This window comes from Bacillus sp. ABP14 (assembly GCF_001831375.1).
GTDB classification, from domain to species: Bacteria; Bacillota; Bacilli; order Bacillales; family Bacillaceae_G; genus Bacillus_A; species Bacillus_A paranthracis.
Genome location: NZ_CP017016.1, coordinates 3,269,550 through 3,290,568, shown reverse-complemented (window position 1 = coordinate 3,290,568; position 21,019 = coordinate 3,269,550). Strand labels below are relative to the sequence as shown.

The 21,019-nt window shown below is 36.6% G+C and carries 17 protein-coding genes; 14 read left to right on the top strand and 3 right to left on the bottom strand.

Features of this window, described 5'->3' with window-relative positions; all coding sequences use genetic code 11:
- Positions 1-156 precede the first annotated feature (156 nt).
- The 3 genes from BGI23_RS17060 to BGI23_RS17050 all read left to right on the top strand — a co-directional run bounded on the left by BGI23_RS17060 (position 157) and on the right by BGI23_RS17050 (position 5,884).
- Positions 157-2,256: a vWA domain-containing protein gene (locus BGI23_RS17060; protein WP_070806659.1), complete on the top strand. Its 2,100-nt coding sequence runs from the start codon at positions 157-159 to the stop codon at positions 2,254-2,256.
- A gap of 73 nt (positions 2,257-2,329) precedes the next feature.
- The gene (locus tag BGI23_RS17055; RefSeq protein ID WP_048550190.1) at positions 2,330-5,692 is read left to right on the top strand and encodes a tubulin-like doman-containing protein; all 3,363 of its coding nucleotides are present in this window, start codon (positions 2,330-2,332) and stop codon (positions 5,690-5,692) included.
- Between the two features lie 57 nt (positions 5,693-5,749).
- Positions 5,750-5,884: a hypothetical protein gene (locus BGI23_RS17050; RefSeq protein WP_001116175.1), complete on the top strand. Its 135-nt coding sequence runs from the start codon at positions 5,750-5,752 to the stop codon at positions 5,882-5,884.
- Positions 5,885-5,962: 78 nt separating this feature from the next.
- On the opposite strand, the gene gerSC is transcribed toward BGI23_RS17050, so the two are convergent.
- From gerSC to BGI23_RS17035, 3 genes are read right to left on the bottom strand one after another with little or no spacing between them, the layout of a single operon-like run.
- Positions 5,963-7,099 (bottom strand): spore germination protein GerSC, encoded by a 1,137-nt coding sequence (gene gerSC / locus BGI23_RS17045; RefSeq protein WP_070806658.1) that lies wholly within the window; start codon positions 7,097-7,099, stop codon positions 5,963-5,965.
- Positions 7,100-8,197, bottom strand: a complete 1,098-nt coding sequence (locus BGI23_RS17040) for an endospore germination permease (RefSeq protein ID WP_070806657.1) — start codon at positions 8,195-8,197, stop codon at positions 7,100-7,102. It lies immediately after the preceding gene.
- Complete coding sequence (locus BGI23_RS17035) at positions 8,194-9,732, bottom strand: spore germination protein (protein WP_070806656.1); 1,539 nt, start codon at positions 9,730-9,732, stop codon at positions 8,194-8,196. Before BGI23_RS17035 ends, BGI23_RS17040 begins: the two co-directional genes overlap by 4 nt.
- A gap of 332 nt (positions 9,733-10,064) precedes the next feature.
- On the opposite strand from BGI23_RS17035, the gene fdhF reads away from it, so the two are divergent.
- The 11 genes from fdhF to BGI23_RS16975 all read left to right on the top strand — a co-directional run bounded on the left by fdhF (position 10,065) and on the right by BGI23_RS16975 (position 21,014).
- Positions 10,065-13,004, top strand: a complete 2,940-nt coding sequence (gene fdhF / locus BGI23_RS17025) for a formate dehydrogenase subunit alpha (RefSeq protein WP_070806655.1) — start codon at positions 10,065-10,067, stop codon at positions 13,002-13,004.
- Between the two features lie 12 nt (positions 13,005-13,016).
- Positions 13,017-13,499 (top strand): helical membrane plugin domain-containing protein, encoded by a 483-nt coding sequence (locus tag BGI23_RS17020; protein ID WP_070806654.1) that lies wholly within the window; start codon positions 13,017-13,019, stop codon positions 13,497-13,499.
- Positions 13,500-13,615: 116 nt separating this feature from the next.
- Complete coding sequence (locus tag BGI23_RS17015) at positions 13,616-13,960, top strand: Na-translocating system protein MpsC family protein (RefSeq protein WP_000039582.1); 345 nt, start codon at positions 13,616-13,618, stop codon at positions 13,958-13,960.
- 16 nt (positions 13,961-13,976) lie between these two features.
- Positions 13,977-14,774, top strand: coding sequence for a formate dehydrogenase accessory sulfurtransferase FdhD (fdhD, locus tag BGI23_RS17010; RefSeq protein ID WP_070806653.1), 798 nt, complete (start codon positions 13,977-13,979; stop codon positions 14,772-14,774).
- 20 nt (positions 14,775-14,794) lie between these two features.
- The gene (moaA, locus tag BGI23_RS17005) at positions 14,795-15,811 is read left to right on the top strand and encodes a GTP 3',8-cyclase MoaA (RefSeq protein WP_070806652.1); all 1,017 of its coding nucleotides are present in this window, start codon (positions 14,795-14,797) and stop codon (positions 15,809-15,811) included.
- Positions 15,812-16,000: 189 nt separating this feature from the next.
- Complete coding sequence (locus BGI23_RS17000; RefSeq protein WP_000864003.1) at positions 16,001-16,780, top strand: formate channel; 780 nt, start codon at positions 16,001-16,003, stop codon at positions 16,778-16,780.
- Between the two features lie 24 nt (positions 16,781-16,804).
- Positions 16,805-17,821: a molybdopterin-synthase adenylyltransferase MoeB gene (locus tag BGI23_RS16995; protein WP_000840942.1), complete on the top strand. Its 1,017-nt coding sequence runs from the start codon at positions 16,805-16,807 to the stop codon at positions 17,819-17,821.
- Between the two features lie 18 nt (positions 17,822-17,839).
- Positions 17,840-19,147 (top strand): molybdopterin molybdotransferase MoeA, encoded by a 1,308-nt coding sequence (gene moeA / locus BGI23_RS16990; RefSeq protein WP_048550204.1) that lies wholly within the window; start codon positions 17,840-17,842, stop codon positions 19,145-19,147.
- Positions 19,128-19,592, top strand: coding sequence for a molybdopterin synthase catalytic subunit MoaE (gene moaE / locus BGI23_RS16985; RefSeq protein WP_000531873.1), 465 nt, complete (start codon positions 19,128-19,130; stop codon positions 19,590-19,592). Before moeA ends, moaE begins: the two co-directional genes overlap by 20 nt.
- Positions 19,593-19,596: 4 nt before the next feature.
- Positions 19,597-19,833, top strand: coding sequence for a molybdopterin converting factor subunit 1 (moaD, locus tag BGI23_RS16980; RefSeq protein ID WP_000628476.1), 237 nt, complete (start codon positions 19,597-19,599; stop codon positions 19,831-19,833).
- Between the two features lie 131 nt (positions 19,834-19,964).
- Positions 19,965-21,014: a P-loop NTPase gene (locus BGI23_RS16975; protein ID WP_070806651.1), complete on the top strand. Its 1,050-nt coding sequence runs from the start codon at positions 19,965-19,967 to the stop codon at positions 21,012-21,014.
- Positions 21,015-21,019 lie beyond the last annotated feature (5 nt).

Sequence of the window (21,019 nt, the reverse complement as noted above, 5' to 3'; positions counted from 1 at the left end):
ATAGAAAACGCTAGAAGGAATCATATTCAGTTTTTATAACTGTTTACATAATAAAGTTATGCTATGTTCGTTGTCCTAAAATACAAGTCATATATCTTGTATCCTCTCATAAATTTAAACATAGGAATTTGTCTACAAAGGTGGCGAAGCCTCATCATGAAAATTCGAATTTGTGCCACATTCATGTTGTTTCTATTAATATGGTTACATCCTTTTTGGACTTTTGCAAAAGGAGAGGAGGCAAAGGAAAGGGTCGTTTCACTTGTATATGATGATTCGGGCAGCATGAGAAATAACGATCGCTGGAAATATGCCAATTACGCTTTGCAAAGTTTAGTTGCGCTATTAGATGAAAAAGATACATTTTCTTACGTTCCAATGAGCAAGCCAAATGATCCATTAAACATTTCGTTAACGAAGGATAAGAGACAAACGGAAATTGAGGGAATTGGAGCATGGAAAACGTATTTAAATACTCCGTTTAGCGCAGTAGAAACGGCGATGCAATCTATAAAAAAGGAAGCCGATATAGATGGGAAACGTGAATTTTGGCTTATTGTGTTAACTGACGGGGCATTTAATGATTTAGAGAAAGATAAGGTTGGCGGAAAAGAACAAATTTTGCAGAAGCTAGCGCAGTTTAAGAAGAATATGGATGCAAAAAAGATATCGTTACATCCAATTTTAATTACGATGGAAGAGGATTTAGGACAGCAAGAAAAGGCACAACTAAATACGTTTAAAGAAATATGGAAGAAAGAGATAAATGGAGTTACGATGCCATCTAGTGGAGAGGATGGTATTGTAAAAAGCGTCAATCAAGTGGCAGCATTAGTTGCAAATCGTGATCCGTTCTCTTCAGTTGAATCGATTGTAAAAACGAAAGTAGTAGGAAAAAAAGTAGAGATTACAACACCATTTCCGTTAAAACGTATGACGCTTGTACGACAATCGCCTTCTTTATCTAATTATCAGGTCACACAAATTTCTAAACCGTTACAATTACAATCTTCTTATTCCATACATGCACCAGGAGAAGCGAAATTATTCGGAAATATAGTTCATATCAGTACGGAAAATGAGGAAGTTATTAAACCAGGAACGTATACGATAGAGGTGGACCAGGATATTGAGAAAGAAGGATTACAAGTGCTAGTTGAACCGGCGCTTAACTATACGGTTTCTACTTATGACAAAGATGATCGTAGTCAAAAGAATGTGGAAAAAATGTATGAAGGTGTTACTGCTGTTATCGAAGCGAAGCCTACGGAATTACCAATTCAATCTTCATATTTTCAGGCAGAAATAGAAATAGACGGAAAACAGTACCCGATGAAGTGGGACGATAAAAAACATGTGTTTTACTACGAAATGAAGATTGATAAAGGTTTAGTACGCGGGAAAGTTCATATGAACATAAAGGGGTTTTACAGACAGACGAAAGAATTTAAAATCGAAACAACGAAAAAGCCTAAATTATCACTTCAAACTGTCACGAAAGATTATGAAGAAAAAGTAACAAGTTTAGAGAATAGTAAACCATTTATTATACAACCACAGTTAGATGATAAGCCGATGACAGAAGAGGCTGTAAAAAAACTATTAAAATCTACTGGTGTCACATCTAAACAATCAATCAACTATGAAATAAAACAGCATGGTAATCAAATTTACATTTATCCTCGACCGCATTACTCCGACACATTCAATTTTACAGATACTGGCACCGTAGAAGCTACCATCGTAGTGCAGGATTCAAAATTACCAAAAGTAAAGAAAGATATAACACTCCATATTCAAAATGCGCCGTTTTATGAAAAGTATGCGCTTATTTTTAAGTTTGTTATTCCTATCACTTTATTACTGTTAATAGTAGGAATAATCGTTTTAGGATGGATTGTCCGTCCAAGATTTCACCGGAAAGCATTATTGTATTACGAATGGGATCAAGAGGTAGCGAAAGATTGGTTATATCAATCTGAGCCAGAGTTACTCAAAAATAAATGGTGGAAACATTATTTTGGTATTCCGTATAGAGCAGAAAGAAAGACTGTGCAATCCGTTACGTTTATAGCAAAGAAAGGATCGAAATCGATATTTGTAGCGAAAGAGTCACAAGTAGTAGGAATGATTATTGATGGGATGTTTATAACAGAGGATGAGGTTGGAATGGAACATAAGACACTATATCCAAATGAACTTTTAGTAATTGATAGAGGATATGGTAAGGAGATTTACAAATACGAGTGTGAATAGTAGATGGGGAAAAGAGGAGAGTATTATTTTTCCCTCCTTTTTTCAAACAAGCAAGAATAGGAAGGTGGTTCACATGACGTTACAAGTTCCAACAATATTAATTGGTTTAGGTGGAATCGGTAGTACTGTGACACATCAAATATATGAAAGACTACCTGAGGAGCGTCGAAAAAAGGTAGCAATGCACGTATTTGATACAGATGTGAATACATTGAGTAAATTCGATCATATTCGAAAGTTTAAGACGCAAACGAGCTCTAGTAAAACACCTAGGGAGTATATTGCGGGAGATCCGACGATTCCAGAGTGGTTTCCGATGGATCCAACTATACTTGATAAACCATTAACAGAAGGAGCAGGACAGTTACGCGTCATTTCCCGTTTAGCGTTACGTGCTGCGATGAAAGAAGATAAATTAACGTCCTTTTGGCAAGAAATCGAGAAGATTTTTCCAGTTACAAGCGATCAAACAGAATATGGAGTACGTGTCATTATCGTAACATCACTAGCGGGCGGAACAGGTTCAGGAATGTTTCTACAAATTGCATTATATTTACGTGAAATGCTTCGAAAAAAACTGCAACATCACAACATTTTAATACGTGGTGCGTTTCTAATGCCGGATGTGTTAGTGAAGACGAGAACAGTTAGTGCGAAAGAGTTTGAAACGGTGCAAGCAAACGGCTATGCCTCGTTAAAAGAATTACATGCCATTACGCTCGGTTCTACAGGAGAACTATCCAAACGCGGCGGGGTTACGATTGAATTAGAGTATCGACCGGATCAAGTAGATGAGGATGGGAGAACAAATCACACGATTAAACAACACCATTTACCGTACAATTATTGTTTTTTATACGATTACGAAAATTTACATGGACACCATCTGCATAATTTATCAGATTATATGGAGCAAATGGCAAATACGATTTATTTACAATTATTTAGTCCGATGTCTGCAAATCATTTTGCACAGGAAGATAATCAAATTCAGCAATTAGCAGAATCAAGCGGGAAAGGGCGATATTGCGGGGCCGGAACGGCAAAGATTATTTATCCATATGAGCATGTGTTAAAATATTGTGCTTTAAAATGGGCCGTGCAAGGTTTAGATGAATCGTGGCTTCATTTAGATCAATTGTTTCAAGAGAAGAAGCATAGATATGACCAAGATGTAAAACGTGGTATGCAGCGTGAAAAGCCAGAGCGCGGGAAAAGTTATTTAGAAGATTTAGAACATCTTGCTACTCGTCCAGAGCAGGCTCATATTTTCTATAGACAAATGTACAATGAAACGCGTGAAGGAGCAGAAGGCGGCAAGGTTGGTGTTGCGAAATCTAAACTGTTTTTAGAAGCTGTAGAGAGTTATGTACAGCGTACGGTACAAAAAGACGAGGAATTAAATCGTCTGCAGCATGAGTGTAAAATTTCGGCTGCGAAGCTAAAAATGACGGAACAAATGAAAGGTGAAGTAGCAAGGGTCGATCATGCGGTTCGTTTATATGCGTATGCGATTCCGAGCCGTGTACATGAACATGTAACGACACTTTTATATGACATGATTGAATCAGACCGTTTTTCACCGAGTGGTTCTGAAGGCCAGTCATATCAATTAAATACATGGTTTTTAAAGAAAACAGATCCAGTTCATCCAGTAGCAGCTCGTTTTATGTTGTATGAAATTCGAAAGCAGTTAGTGGAAAAAATGAATCGACTACATGAAAATAATGAACAAAAGCGTAATTTAATTCAAAATTACGATAAGAAATTTAATGTGAGTAACATTGATGGAACGGTAACAGCTGTACGTCGAGTAGAAATTGCGCAACAACAAGGCTGGTTTGGAAAAATGATTAATAACCAGCAGCGTTTATTTAAAAAAGAATTTGAAGATATTGTAACGCAGTACGTACACAAATTAAACGAATACCGTAAAGAAATGCTATTAGAACTCGTGTATCAATCGCTATATCAAGCAGTTAATAAAATGATTCAATATTGGGAAAGGTTTTTTGATAATTTACATGAAACACGTGAAAATTTATTGTTCGAAATTCAAAAACGAAGCAAAGAATTTGAAGGAAAAACAAACCCAACGAATGTATACGTATTAGCGGAAGAGAAGTTACAAGAAAAGATATGGCAAGATATGCAACAACATTTAAATTTAGGTGTATTACCGAAAGATATATCAGCAGAAATTTATATGAGCTTATACGGGGAATATTGCCGGGATGCGAAAACAGAAGAAATTCAATCGAAAAAGGTAGAAGACTTTTATCGTGAGCACATACTAAACTATTGTTACGATGAATTACAAATACGCTATCGCGATAAATTAGAGCTGAACATCGTTGAAGCATTACGAAAAGAAGCGGATTATAAAAATCGTGATCGTGATGAATATGTTCGTGAAAAAATTGAAGACTTGTTCCATTTAGCAAGTCCATTCGTGCCGAAAGTTTCTCATCATAGGGAATTACAATATTGGGGCATACATCCATCTTTAAAGAAAGAACTGCAAGAGGAATTAATGCAAGAAATGTTTAAAGAAAAAGATACAGTAAATGAAGCTTTCTCGCCATTTGAAGTCATTTGTTATCGTGCACATTATGGTTTATCACTACAAGACTTTCCTAAGCTTTCGTCTGGACATATTGCAAATGGATTTATGAATGATAAAGGTGATTATTTTCAGTCGTACTATCGCCGTGTAAACAAGTTGAATAGTAAAAAATCTAGTTTAACACCGCATTTAGATAAGTATTGGCATTTACCAGCATTCATGCCAGACTTAAATGCAACGCAAACGAAGTTAGATTATGATAAATGTAATCGAGCTCTTCTATACGCGTATATATATCGCTGGATTAGTTTAGTTGCTGTTGATGGTCAATTCGTGTATCAATATAACGGCGTTGGACGTAGTTTCTTAATTCAGTCGATGGGGAAAAATATTTCAAGCGAAAGTTATAAATTGCACAGAGCATTACTTCATAATCCGTTCATTTATGAAAACATCTTATCCAGATTTGAAGAAGAACAAGAAAAGGCGATGATACAAGGTGGACATTTATATACACATCCATTTGTATTAGGTGCTCAAGATATTAGATGGCTACGTAAAGAGCATGTCCATAATATTTTAGATATGATTTTAATGTATGACCGTGAAGCGAAATATGATCCAACTTTAGAAGAAACTTCTGATGAATTATTAAGGTTATTCCTTGATGAAATTGAGTTATATTTCCAAAACTATTACGGTACAGGTGCCGATATGGTTGCCAAGAAAGAGAAAGAAATGTTTATTAAACAATTGTGGGATCGTTCGTACGCGAAAGGATACGTAGATCCAAATAGTGCGCCTTATAAAAAATGGCAAAATTTATTAAGCGTTCATGATGAAGAAGAAACGCCAAAAACGAATGTATAATGAATGAAAAGGGAATCCTTAAAAGTGGCAATACAACTTTAGAAAAGAGGGATTCCGATGCCGTTTTTAGGAAGTGTATATCAAATATTTGGATTGTATCCAGAAATTTATTATGGAATGATTTCAGCTGAGCTTGCGGAGCAGCAAAGATTGGAAGAAGTGGAAAACGAAGAACCGGAAACAGAAGCGTAACTATACAGGAATTTTCAAAATAAAAATGATAACACGCTACTTGTTCTTTAAACGTATAAGAACAAGTAGCGTGTTTTGCTATTTAATAATCCCATTTTCTAAAATTTTAATCGTAGGTGCTACTTTTACGTTAGCTTTTGAAAAGGCACTCGGCCAATCGTCGGCAACTTTTTTCCATTCTTCATATTGAAACGCTCTCGCATAATCACCAAATCCGAATGGATCAAGCTGCTGTTTTTGAATGTTGTGGATTAAATCGTTCAAATCTTTGTTTAGTTGTTTTGTAATAAGAGAAGTTAATTTCTTTCTATCTTTGTCTATATCCATATTGAATGTAAGTTCAGATACAGCAATTTTTAAATCCATTTTAACATTAAATTTGAAGTGGTTATCGCTATAGTCTGTATGGATATCACGATTCATGCTAAGAACATTTATTGTTACGAAATCACCCCCATCGGTATCTTTTAAATCACTATTACTTTCAACTGAAGTAGAAGGGATTTTCAATGTAAGCGAAACCGGTGTATTCGCTTTCTTTTGTAACAAAAGAAGAAGGGCGCTTTCATAACGATTTAATGACATTTTATAAATTCCGCGAGAAGTTAATAGCGCGGAACCGGTAACGATAACATCTTTTTTACCTTTTTTTATTTCTGAAATAGCAGGTGTTATACCTTTATTAAAAGTTTGCCTATGAAATTCATGGAATGTCGTAAAAACGGTCCGATTGTACAGTTTGTTTGTATTAATTAAATCTGTTAAATACTCGGGAAGGGCAGGCTTATCTTTAAAGTTATTATATATAACGGAAGAAATTGGACCGTCTACTGCAACCATACGCATGTTTCCAGTGTTTTTAGGGTCACGATACCAAACATCAAGGTAAGGCATAGCCCCTTCTTGTTTTAAAAAATTTGTGCTAAATAAAATGAGCTGTAACTTTTCTGTAGATACTAAACCACCACTTGAACTATTAAACGTTGCTTTTGCTTCTCGAGGTGTACGTACTTTCGCTTCATGTGTTTCGTACTTTTTTTCTACGTCTTCATTAAAAATAGGGTTTACGTGGTACACAATTAATTTTCCTTTTGCTTTCGCATCAAAACCGTAAATTAATGAAATGGATTGTTTTTCTAAGTCTAGCCGATCTCCACAGCCTGTTAATAAGGTTATGAGAAAGCAAAGTATAGTGAAATGAATAAAGCGCCTCATTTAAACTCTTCTCCTTTTCCAATGCTGATAAAGTGTCATGTATAAGAGAAATACGACTGGAAACAGAAAAACGATAAAATAACTGGCAGTTCCCCAAAAGTCTCGCAAAGCACTTATTTGGTAAGAGGAAGGGATATAAAAGAATAAGACAACAATACATCCGAATAATAAAAAACAAATAGGTAAGGAACTCCCTTTTTTGTTAAGTAATTGATTGATTCCATCTGAAGCAGTAAAAATGTAAGGAATGCAAGAATCAAAAATAATGAAGAGATAAAAAGATAAAAAAATAATTTCAAACCGTTCAAGAAATGAAAAGTGAAATGGTGTAACAAGAGAAAGAGTGGGCCATAAAAACTTTGTTATTCCGTCTGGACTAAAATAAATGAAAGAAACGAACGTGACTTGAAGATAAAGAAATAGTGTAATTAAATTTGCGATAACAATCCCTTTTTTGGCAGAAGATTTGTTATTCAAATAAGGGTAAAGGACAAATGCAAACTCAAATCCAAGAAACGCAATGATAGTTGATTTTACGGTGTTTAAAACTGGTATCCAGCCTTCTTTAAGAAGAGGAAGAAGATAAATCCAATGCCCATCTTTAAGCGGAATAAACAATAGAAAAGGCATCCACAGTGTGAAAAATACAGTGAAAACAGCGTAGCGACTTATAATAAGAACACCTTTACATGCGAGCATAAGCATGGGAATAGATAGTAAAATCATAATTAAAAACATTGGAGTTCTAGGTAAAATCCAAATGTGAATAACGTATAAGAGGGAAAAAATTAAAGAAATAGCTGCAAGGACAGCATATAAAATCCAAAAAATCATTCCTGCTCTTCCTAGCCACTTCCCAAGATAACGAGTTAGCACGTCGAGTAAAGTATACCCAGGGTGCTTTTCCATGATTTTCACAATACATAAACTGACTAAAGTAGTGATAGCGCATCCAATAATAATAGAAATCCATCCATCTGTATTCGCCCCTTGTGCAACTTCACGAGGAAGTGTAAGGACACCGAATCCTACTTGAACACCACTAATCGTTAAAATGTATTGAAATAAACTAATCTCCCTCTTTGCACGCTTTGTCACTTCTCTTCCTCCGTTCCTTCTATATCGCGTTGTCGATTCTCTTGTTTTAAGTTAAGGGATAGTGGGCGCTTCTTCATTATTTTCCATGGTAAACGTATAAGAATATCTTTTAAATCCGAAGCAAATAACGGAGAAAAAGGACTACCATAAGGAACACCGAGAGATTCCATAGAAAGTATATGAATAATAATGATTGCCATCCCAACCATAATACCAATGACACCAAATAAAGAGGCAATTATCATCATTGGGAAGCGAAGAAGTCGAATTCCTGCAGACATTTCTAGATTAGGGATGATGAAAGAAGCGACTGCAGTAATAGATACGACGATAACCATGACATTACTTACTATTCCTGCTTGAACTGCAGCTTGTCCGATAACAATCCCTCCTACGACGCCAATGGTTTGTCCAACGGGACCAGGAAGCCGAACTGCAGCTTCGCGGAGCATTTCAAGTACTAATTCCATCAAAAGTGCTTCTAATATAGGAGGAAAAGGAATTTTAGCTCGAGATTCTCCAATCGTTAACAATAATTTAAGTGGAATCACTTCATAATGAAAGGAAATCATAGCAATATAAAGAGCAGGAGCAAAAATTGCAATAAATAATCCAGTGAAACGAAGTAATCGTATAAAAGATGGAATCATTGGCCTGAAGCTGTAATCATCTATCGTCTGAAAAAAAGCTGAAAAAGTCATTGGTCCTATTAATACGCCTGGTGAACGATCTACAACAACAGCAATTCGCCCATCTAGAATATGATGTGCTGTTGTGTCAGGGCGTTCAGTTATTGATAATTGCGGAAAGAGAGTAAAGGAATTATCTTCAACAAACCCCTCTAATTCACCAGTAGTAAGAATCGCATCCACTTTTACTGATTCGATACGGGATGCCATTTCTTTTACGACATCTTCGTCCGCAACATCTGCTAGATAAAGCAAAAAAACCTTTGAAGTAGCTCGTTCACCAACAGTGAATTCCTTCACTTTCAACTCGCGATTTGGAATATATCGACGAATAAGTGCAAGGCTGTCGCTCGCTACTTCATTAAATCCTTCGTGTGAGCTTTTTATGGAGCTCTCTGTTGTAGGCTCTTCAATGCTCCTTTTTGGTGCCGCTTGCGTATCAAGCTTTAAAGCGGATAATTGTCCGTTTATAAATAAAATACTTTTGCCGTGTAAAAGAGATTGTTCAATGTCTGTCCACTGCTCAATCTTTTTAATATTTCCGATAGAAACAGAGGCTTCCCAAAAATCGTCTTCATTCCACTCTTTAAATAAGAGAGGACGAAGGATGTTTACGTTAATAACAGTTTTGTCTACAAGTCCTTCCATATATATAAGTGCAGCTTCCTGTCCGTTTTTTAATGGAAAATTGCGTGTTATTAATTCTGGAATACCGCTAAACAGTTTGGACAAGTGCTTTAAATTAAGGGAAAGGGAAGAAGAAATAGATTTATTTAATGTGTGATCAGCTTGCTCTTGGGTAGAAAAAGATTTTTCACCACGAATCCATTTATTAAAAGACCCCATTTGTTTGCTTACTCCTTGTTATGTTTTATCCCGATTGGTGAGGGCTGATTAAAGTTTCACTTTATATGGGTTATTATGGATAGTTCCATACGGACATATGCGTAGTTTAAATTTTATATTGTATATTTTTAACTTTAACGCTATAATTATAGTGTTAAAGATGGAATCGTGATATGACCTGTTATGACTCTATCGTTTTATTTATGAATAAATGGATTGGTATTTTAGCAAGATGTGCTAATAAACTACTCCACCATGATAATAACGTGCCGAAATGTGGTGCGTATATTTTCGTGGTGGAGTTTTTTTATTCTCAAAAAGGGGGAAAGACCATGAATAACAACATGGTTCATATTACAATTGACGGAAAAAAGTATACAGCGGAGCCCGGTTCAACGATATTGGGTGTTATAAATGAGAACGGGATTGAACATCCGCAAATTTGTTATGTGCCAGAAGTAGATCCTATTCAAACATGTGACACTTGTATTGTAGAAGTTGACGGAAAGTTAATGCGCTCTTGTTCGACAGTAGCGACAGAAGGTATGAACATTGAACGTAACTCTACTCGTGCGAAAGAAGCACAAACAGAGGCGATGGATCGGTTATTAGAAAATCATTTATTATACTGTACAGTATGTGACAACAACAATGGGAACTGTAAACTGCATAATACAGCAGAATTAATGGAAATTGAACATCAAAAATATCCTTATGAACCGAAAGTAGATGTAAGTGAAGTTGATATGACGCATCCGTTTTATCGTTATGACCCGAATCAATGTATTGCATGTGGTCAATGTGTAGAGGTGTGTCAAAACTTACAAGTAAATGAAACATTATCGATAGACTGGGAAGCGGAACGCCCACGAGTGATTTGGGATGAAGGAGTAAATATTAATGATTCTTCATGCGTTAGTTGTGGTCAATGTGTAACCATTTGTCCTTGTAACGCTTTAATGGAGAAAACGATGCTCGGTGAAGCTGGATTTATGACGGGACTAAAGCCAGATATTCTTGAACCGATGGTAGATTTAATTAAAGAAGTAGAGCCTGGATATAGCGGTATTTTTGCGGTATCAGAAGTGGAAGCGGCCATGCGTGATACTCGTACGAAGAAAACGAAAACAGTATGTACATTTTGTGGTGTAGGTTGTTCATTTGAAGTGTGGACGAAAGGGCGTAAAATTCTTAAAGTACAACCTTCTTCTGATGCACCAGTTAACGCAATTTCTACTTGTGTAAAAGGAAAATTTGGTTGGGATTTCGTAAATTCTAAAGAACGAATTACGAAACCTTTAATTCGTAAAAATGGAACGTTTGTTGAATCAACATGGGAAGAAGCGTTGAATGTAGTTGCAAGTAAATTAGGATCGATTAAAGAAGAGTACGGTAAAGATGCTATCGGTTTTATTTCTTCATCTAAAATTACGAATGAAGATAATTATGTGATTCAAAAATTAGCTCGACAAGTATTTGAAACGAATAATATTGATAACTGCTCACGTTATTGTCAATCACCAGCGACAGACGGATTATTCCGTACAATTGGTATGGGCGGAGATGCTGGAACGATTAAAGATATTGCACAATCTGGTCTTGTTATTATTGTAGGTTGTAATCCGACAGAAGGTCATCCTGTTTTAGCTACACGTATTAAACGTGCACATAAATTACACGGACAAAAATTAATTGTAGCTGATCTTCGTAAAACAGAAATGGCAGAGCGTTCAGATGTCTTTATTAGTCCAAAACAAGGAACAGATCAAGTATGGTTAATGGCTGTTACGAAATATATGATTGATCAAGACTGGCACAATCAACGATTTATTGATGAGAATGTAAATTTCTTTGAAGATTTCAAAGAGAGCCTTGCAGAATATACACTTGAATATGCAGAAAAAATGACTGGTATTTCAAAAGAAACAATGATTCAAATGGCTGAAATGATTCGTGATGCAGATGGTACATGTATCCTTTGGGGAATGGGTGTAACGCAAAATACAGGTGGATCTGATACTTCCGCTGCGATTTCAAACTTACTTCTTGCTACAGGTAATTATCGTCGTCCAGGTGCTGGTGCATATCCGCTTCGAGGTCATAATAACGTACAAGGTGCTTGTGATATGGGTACTTTACCAGGATGGCTTCCTGGATATCAGCACGTTACGAACGATATGGAACGTGCGAAATTTGAAATGGCTTACGGAGTGAAAATTAATAGTGAACCAGGTCTGAATAATATTGAAATGCTTCACGCGATTGACGAAGGGAAAATGAAAGCTATGTATCTTGTCGGAGAAGACATGGCTCTTGTAGACTCGAATGCGAATCATGTACATGAAGTATTATCAAGCCTTGATTTCTTCGTTGTGCAAGATGTTTTCTTATCTAAAACGGCTCAATATGCAGATGTTGTATTACCAGCAGCGCCATCTCTTGAAAAAGAAGGTACGTTCACAAATACAGAGCGTCGTGTTCAAAGACTATATCAAGTTCTTCCTACGCTTGGAGATGCGAAGCCAGACTGGTGGATTGTGCAGGAAGTTGCGAATAAATTAGGTGCAAACTGGAATTATAGCCATCCAAGTGAAATCTTTGCTGAAATGGCAAGTTTATCACCACTATTCTCACAAGCAAACTATGAAGTGCTTGAAGGATGGAATAGTTTCCATTGGGGAAGTTTTGACGGCACGAATACACCGCTTCTTTTCCAAGATGGATTTAACTTCCCAGATAAAAAAGCTCGTTTTGCGATTGCTGACTGGGTGCGCCCAGCTGAATTCCCAGCTGAGTTCGACCTTCATATTAACAATGGTCGTATGCTTGAGCACTTCCATGAAGGGAATATGACAAATAAATCAACAGGTATTCAAACGAAAGTGCCTGGCGTTTTCGTTGAAGTTTCTCCAGCACTTGCAAAAGAACGTGGAGTGAAAACAGGTTCATTAGTTCGTCTTGTCTCTCCGTTTGGAGCGTTAAAATTACGTGCACTTGTAACAGACCGTGTAAAAGCGAATGAGTTATATTTACCGATGAACTCTACAGATAATGAAACAGCAATTAATTTCTTAACAGGTCCTGCCGTTGATACGCGTACGAACACACCTGCTTATAAACAGACGAAAGTGCGTATGGAAGTGCTGGAAGTTGAGGGTGAAAATCCGATGCCAAAAGCGAATCCGCGTAATAAAAAACGTCATCCTCAATCTGGTATTGAGGTACATCGTAAGTGGGCACGTCCAGGGTATGTGCATTTAACGGATAAGTAGGAGGAGAAAAATATGGCTGCACCTATAAAAATGATTCAAAAACAAGAATTAACTGAGGAGGAAATAAAACAGAAAAAATTAGACGATTTAAAAGAACTTCTAGCTAATAATGAAGACGCTCTAAATCAAATGTTTAACATAGTAGGGGAATTGAATGATATTGGCATGTTAGAAGCAGCTAATTCTGTGCTAAAGGCGAAAGAACCAATCGCAAAAATTGTTCTTGGCCAAGTGACTCGTGAGCCTGTTACAAATTTAATTAATAATATGATGGGGGCTGCGGGTGCTTTAACAGAACTTGATCCGGAGCTTACGAAAAAGCTTATAGGTAGCTTATTAGTAGGGCTAGAAAGAGGTAATGAACATCTAGAGAGTAATAAAAAAGTAGGGGTATTTGATCTTATGAAAGTCTTGAAAGACCCAGATATTAACCGTGCTATCGGGTTTGGGCTTCATTTCTTAAAAGGTATGGGAAAAGGATTAAAAGAAGAATAAACTTCATGAAGTGAACCTTTTCGCCCAAATGTTTGTACGAAATAGTTTGGGCGGAAGGCTCATTTTGGTAAAATATATAATAAAGTAAAATGAGGTTTTTTGGGAGGTATAATTGTATGTCAAAAAAAGTACATGAATTTAATGATATGATTCGAAAACTTCGAAAGGAACTTTTCGGAAAAGGGCCAGAACGAATTCATACTGTTTTTGCTGAAAATATGGCGATTGCGACTCTTTACGGAAACTTAACACCTACTGAAAAATTCATTTCAAGTACGATGGACGGTGCGGAGATGGTTCATATGGCTAGAACGAAAATGATTCAAGAAGTGTATGCTGCGAATTCCCGTGAACATTTGGAGGAACTTGTTGGAGCGAAATTAGTGAATTTGTTTTCAGATATGAAAGTAGAAGAAGATATTGCAGTTTCGGTATTTGTTTTTGATAAAAATATAACGTGAGAGAAGGATACTGATCGTGAAACCGATACAGATAGAAAGAGAAATCTTTCGTTATGAACAAGGGGCGTTTAAGCATATAGAGGACAGCATTGTAACAGAGTTTCCAGTCACGATTAAAATGAACGGACAGGAGTTTGTTACAATGGTTAGTACTCCAGAATATATAGAAGATATGGTAATAGGCTTCCTAGCATCTGAAGGAATTATTCGGAAGTATGAAGATATTGATGACATATGGGTACAAGAGAAAGAAGGATTTGTACATGTCACGACGACAAAAGTAAATCCGTATTACGAACAAATGCAAAATAAACGCTATATTACTTCATGCTGTGGCATGAGTAGACAAGGGTTTGTTTTTGCAAATGATGCATTAAGCGCAAAGAAAATGAATGGCGTTCATGTACAGGTTGCTGCAGAAGACTGTTTTCGATTAATGAAAGAAATGCAACAATCTGCAGAGACATTTCATCATACAGGCGGCGTTCATAATGCATCTTTGTGCAATGTGAATGGTATTATTTTAAGTCGAATGGATATCGGTAGACATAATGCGTTAGATAAAATTTACGGTTATTGCTTAAAAAATAATATTTCTATAAGAGATAAAATCATTGTTTTTAGTGGTCGTATTTCTTCGGAAATACTATTGAAGGTTGCAAAAATTGGTTGTGAAATTATATTGTCAAAATCAGCTCCAACTGAGTTAGCTTTGCAGCTAGCAGAAGAATTAGGCATTACTACGATAGGGTTTATTCGGAATGAATCCTTAAATGTATATACGCATCCGGAGCGTGTTTTAAATATAAAATAAGTAAAAGCGAGGCAATAAATATGAAATCTGTCACATTAGACAAACTACAACGTCCGTTAAAGGATTTACGTATTTCAGTTACTGATCGCTGTAATTTTCGCTGTCGATATTGTATGCCAGAAGAAATATTTGGTCCTGATTACTCGTTTTTGTCTAATGATAAAATTTTATCTTTTGATGAAATTGAAAGGATAACGCGTATTTTCGTTTCTTTAGGTGTTAGAAAATTACGGATTACAGGCGGAGAACCGTTACTTCGAAGAGGTCTTCCGCAGCTTATCGAGCGCCTGAATAAAATAGATGGTGTGGAGGATATCGGTTTAACAACTAATGGATCGTTACTTAAAAAGTTTGCTCCTGATTTATATAAGGCGGGTTTATCACGTGTGACAGTTAGTTTAGATTCTTTAGAAGAAGAGCGGTTTTTCTATTTAAATGGTAATAGAAGCAAAGTACAAAGGGTTCTGGAAGGAATACAAGCTGCAGCTGAAGTCGGTATGAAAATTAAAATAAACATGGTCGTTCAAAAGGGAAAAAACGAACAGGACATCTTGCAGATGGCACAATACTTTAAGGAAAACAAGCATATTCTTCGTTTTATTGAGTATATGGACGTTGGAAATTATAACGGTTGGGATTTAAAAGAGGTTGTCTCTAAACAGGAAATAGTAGATACGATTCATCAAGTTATGCCATTAGAACGAATAGAAGCGAATTATGCAGGAGAGGTTGCGACTCGCTATCGTTATATTGGAAGTGATGAAGAAATAGGTATTATTTCATCAGTAACAGATTCTTTCTGCTCTTCATGTACGAGAGCTCGTATTTCTGCAGAAGGAAAATTATATACTTGTTTATTCGCTTCTAAAGGAAATGACTTGAGAGAACTGCTTCGATCTGACTACACTGACGAGGAAATAACAGATGTCGTACGCGACATATGGAACAACCGAGAAGATCGTTATTCAGATGAACGGTTAAGTAATAGTAATAAAAAAGCTATGCCTAAAATTGAAATGTCACATATCGGTGGTTAATATAAAGTTGACATAAAAGTGAAAAATGGAAGGTGTACAAGAATTGTAGATTTTCTATTTTATAGTAAAAGTGGTGATTGATATCTCTGTAAAAGATGTGCAGAGAAATTAAGCAGCATTCAAAAACCTTTATTTTGAGGAGGTTTTTTGAAGCTGCTTTTTTATTTGGAGAAAATGGAGGAATTAGTAATGGCATTTCATAAACCGGAACAAATTGCTGAGCTTGTCATTGAGGCCGGTGTTCAAAAAGTAAGTCAGACCTTGCCAGCAATGCTTATTCTCGGTTTTTTAGGAGGAGCGTTTATTTCGCTCGGTTTTTTACTTAACATTCGCGTTTTAGGTAATTTGCCTGAGCGCTGGGGGAGTTTAGTAAATGTTTTAGGAGGAGCGGTTTTTCCTGTTGGACTCATGCTCGTTGTATTAGCGGGAGGAGAATTAATTACCGGAAATATGATGTCACTGTCTATGGCGCTATATGCAAAGAAAATTACATTGGTTAGTGTGCTAAATAACTGGATTTGGATTACTTTCATGAATTTTGTAGGAGCTATTTTCGTAGCGTATTGTTTCGGTCATCTTGGCGGATTAACAGAAGGGGATTATTTAAATAAAACAGTAGCGATAGCGGAAGGCAAGTTACACGAATCATTTGGGAGAACTTTAATTTTAGCAATTGGGTGTAATTGGCTCGTTTGTTTGGCGCTTTGGCTCGCTTATGGGACGAGTGATTTTGTCGGAAAAATAATCGGAATTTGGATTCCAATAATGGCATTTGTAGTGATTGGATTTCAGCAAGTGGTAGCAAATATGTTTGTCATCTCAGCAGTTATTTTTGCAGGTCATCTCACATGGATGGATCTTGCTAAAAATTTTGTTCCTGTCTTTATCGGAAATGTAATTGGCGGAGCTGGTTTTGTTGGATTTGCGTACTTTGCTTGTTATCAAAAACAACATTCTAATATGAAATAGAGTTCGTGAGAGGAAGGGTATGTAATGGCTGAGCGGTATTCACGACAACATTTGTTTAAACCAATTGGGAGTAGAGGGCAAGAAAAAATTCGAAATAAACATGTGTTAATTGTAGGAGTAGGCGCATTAGGAAGTGCAAGTGCCGAAAGTTTCGTACGTGCAGGTATTGGCAAGTTGACGATCATAGATCGTGATTACGTTGAATGGAGTAATTTACAAAGGCAACAATTGTACTCTGAACAAGATGCAAGAGAGAAATTGCCAAAAGCAATCGCTGCTAAAAATCGGCTAGAAAAACTTAATTCGGAAGTACAAATACATGCTTTCGTAATGGATGCGTGTGTAGAAAACTTGGAAGGGCTATTAGAAAATGTCGATGTAATCATTGATGCAACAGATAATTTCGATATCCGATTTATAATAAATGACTTATCACAAAAACATAATATCCCGTGGGTATATGGTTCTTGCGTTGGCTCGTACGGTATGAGTTGTACAATTATTCCGCAAGAGACACCTTGTTTACATTGTGTGCTGAAGAACGTTCCAGTTACAGGTGTGACGTGTGATACAGCTGGAATTATTAGCCCGACTGTACAAATCGTCGCAGCATATCAAGTGGCGGAAGCACTCAAAATTTTAGTAGAAGATTTTGCAGCAATTAGAAAAACATTTTTCATATTTGATATATGGAGTAATCAAAACCATTTTATAAAACTAGGGAAAATCAAGACAGACAATTGCTCTTCATGCGGTTTGAATCGCATTTATCCTTATTTATTATACGAAAATCAAACGAAGGTAGCTGCTTTATGCGGAAGAAATACAGTTCAAATTAGACCAGTAGACAATAGAAAATACAATTTTGATGATATAGAAAAAGTATTAAAAAAAGTGGGGGAAGTAGATCGGAATCCGTATTTACTATCTTGCCAATTAGATGAGTACCGCATCGTTGTTTTTCGGGATGGTCGTGTTTTTATTCATGGCACAAATGATATTTCGAAAGCGAAACAACTATATTATCGCGTATTCGGCTAATAGAAAGGGTTGTCAACAATGGAAAGAAGAGTACCAATCACAGTTGAAGAGGCTGTTCGTAAAGTGATGGGATTTGCTCATAACGGCTTAAAGGAGCTACTACCTATTGAATTAGCTTACGGACGTATATTAGCAGAGGATTTAGTAGCTGACCATGATGTGCCGTCATTTAATCGTTCACCGTATGACGGGTTTGCTATTAGAGCAGAAGATACGAATTTAGCAAGTTATGAAACGCCAATTGTATTTGAAGTAGTGGGTGAAATTGGTGCAGGATCGCTATTCGATGAGAAAGTAGGTCCGTTTCAAGCAGTTCGAATTATGACGGGAGCACAGATTCCGAGTGGATGTGATGCAGTTGTTATGCTAGAGCTGACTCGTCAATATGAGGAGGCTGGCAGTAAGTATATGGAATTGAAACGGTCATTCAAAACGGGCGATAATATTTCTTTTCAAGGTGAAGATGCTCGTAAAGGAACGGTTCTTGCAAAGAAAGGAACATACATTAATCCAGGTATTTCAGCTCTTCTTGCTACGTTCGGGTATAGCGAGGTGCCAGTTGCGAGAAAGCCTGTAGTTGGACTATTAGCGACTGGCAGTGAATTACTGGATGTAAACGATTCATTACAGCCAGGGAAAATCCGAAATAGTAATACGTATATGATATTGTCTCAAATCCGAAGAGCAGGCGGAAGAGTAAAATATTTTGGGAAGTTTAGCGATGATTTTTATACGTGTTTTACGGCTGTAAAAGAAGCATTAAGCCAAGTGGATATGCTCATTACAACAGGTGGTGTATCAGTAGGGGATTACGATTATTTGCCAGCTATATATGAAAAATTAGGTGCATCAGTTCTTTTCAATAAAGTTGCAATGAGGCCAGGAAGTGTTACGACTGTAGCGCAATTAAATGGCAAGTTATTATTTGGATTATCAGGAAATCCATCTGCTTGTTACGTAGGGTTTGAATTATTTGTAAGACCTTGTATTCGGACGTATATGTTTAGTGAAAAAGCACATGTAAAAAGAGAAAAAGCGTTATTAGGAGAAGACTTTCTAAAGCCAAATCCATTTACAAGATTTGTACGAGGAAAACTAACATATAACGAAGGGCAGTTAATCGCTTATCCGTCAGGGTTTGATAAATCTAGCTCAGTTTCTTCTCTAGCAGAGACAAATATATTTATTGTACTTCCAGGTGGTACGAGAGGGTATAAAAAAGATATGTTCGTAGATGTTCTCTTGTTGGAAGATAACGAAGGTAGTGAATGGCCTTGGACATTTTATAAAGTGAGAGGTGATTCTAATGGGACAAGTGCTATTTGAAATTGTAGATATACCGATTGTAGTTGAAGAAGTAACAAATAAGGTTGCAAGAAGAGACGCAGGTGCGATTACAACTTTTATTGGTACAGTGAGAGAATTAACAAAAGGAAAACGAACGCTACATTTAGAGTATGAAGCATATAAACCAATGGCAGTAAAGCAACTTATGAGAATTGGTGAAGAAATTAGTGAAAGATGGCCGGATGCAAAAGTAGCAATTACTCACCGAGTAGGCCGGCTAGAAATAATGGATATTGCGGTAGTCATTGCAGTTTCATCACCGCATCGTAAAGTAGCTTATGAAGCGAATGAATACGCAATTGAACGTATAAAGCGAATCGTCCCAATATGGAAAAAAGAATTTTGGGAAGATGGGACGATGTGGATTGGCGATCAACTTGAAAATACACCATATCCAGCAGGAAAACCGAAGAAGGAAGAATGAGAAAATGATTACAATTTTACTGTTTGCAAATTTGCGTGAGGAAGTCGGATTAGATCGATTCGTAATTTCAGAAAAACAAGAAATGACAGTGCAGCAATTAAAAGAATGGCTCAAAGCAAACTATAGTTTACAATCGCTTGATAGAGTGATGGTGGCTGTTAATGAAGAGTTTGTAACGAATGACGAGATGATACAAGCTGGAGATATCGTCGCATTTATCCCGCCTGTTAGTGGTGGATAATAAGTGTTTCTCGCAATGACAAGAAGATGTTGTATATAAAGTGAAACTTTAATCAGTGGGGGGGGGTCTTCATCCCCCACTGATTATTAGTTAAAGTCGGATAAATTAGAATACGAGAAGGGATGAGTTCTATGCTTACTCAAGAACAAATAATGAATGCGTTAAAACATGTAGAGGATCCAGATTTACACAAAAGTATTGTAGAGTTAAACATGGTTAGAAATATACAAATGAATGGAACAGAGGTTAAACTTGAAGTAGTGCTAACGATTCAAGGTTGTCCGTTAAAAGCAAAAATTCAACAAGATGTGGAAGAGTCTCTGCATGCAATAGGTGCATCTAAAGTAGATTTGACGTTTGGTTCTATGACACAAGAAGAACGAGCTGCGCTAACAGAAAAGTTAAAGAAAAATAGTAGAACAGAAACTGGTATGCCAAGCATGCTTCGTCCTGATTCAGGAGTACAATTTCTTACTGTAACGAGCGGAAAAGGTGGAGTCGGAAAATCAACTGTAACAATTAATCTTGCAACAGCTTTAGCTCGTATGGGCAAAAAAGTGGGGATATTAGATGCAGATATATATGGTTTTAGCATTCCAGCTATGATGGAAACGAATCAAAAACCAACGATGATTGATCAAACAGCAATTCCAGTTATTAGTCACGGTGTTAAAATTATGTCTATGGGATTTTTTACAGAAGGAAATAATCCGGTTATGTGGCGCGGACCGATGTTAAATAAATGGATTCAAAATTTTCTTGCGAATACGCACTGGGGAGAATTAGATTATTTACTTCTTGATTTACCACCTGGTACAGGAGATGTTGCTATTGATGTTGCAGCAATGATTCCGCAGGCGAAAGAAATTATTGTTACAACACCACATAATGTAGCTTCATTCGTAGCATCTAGAGTAGGCGTAATGGCAAAACATACGAAACACGAGATTTTAGGTATTGTGGAAAACATGGCTTATTATGAAGAACAAGATGGATCGAAAAATTATCTGTTCGGAAAAGGCGGCGGGGAAATGTTAGCAGAACAATTGCAAACAGAAGTAATCGCACAAGTACCTTTTGCAAAACGTGAAGAAAATAGCGATTCATCTGTATATGATGAAGATTCTCTTGTTGGAGAAGTGTTTACATCGTTAGCAGAAGATATTATTTATAAAGGATAGAGGAG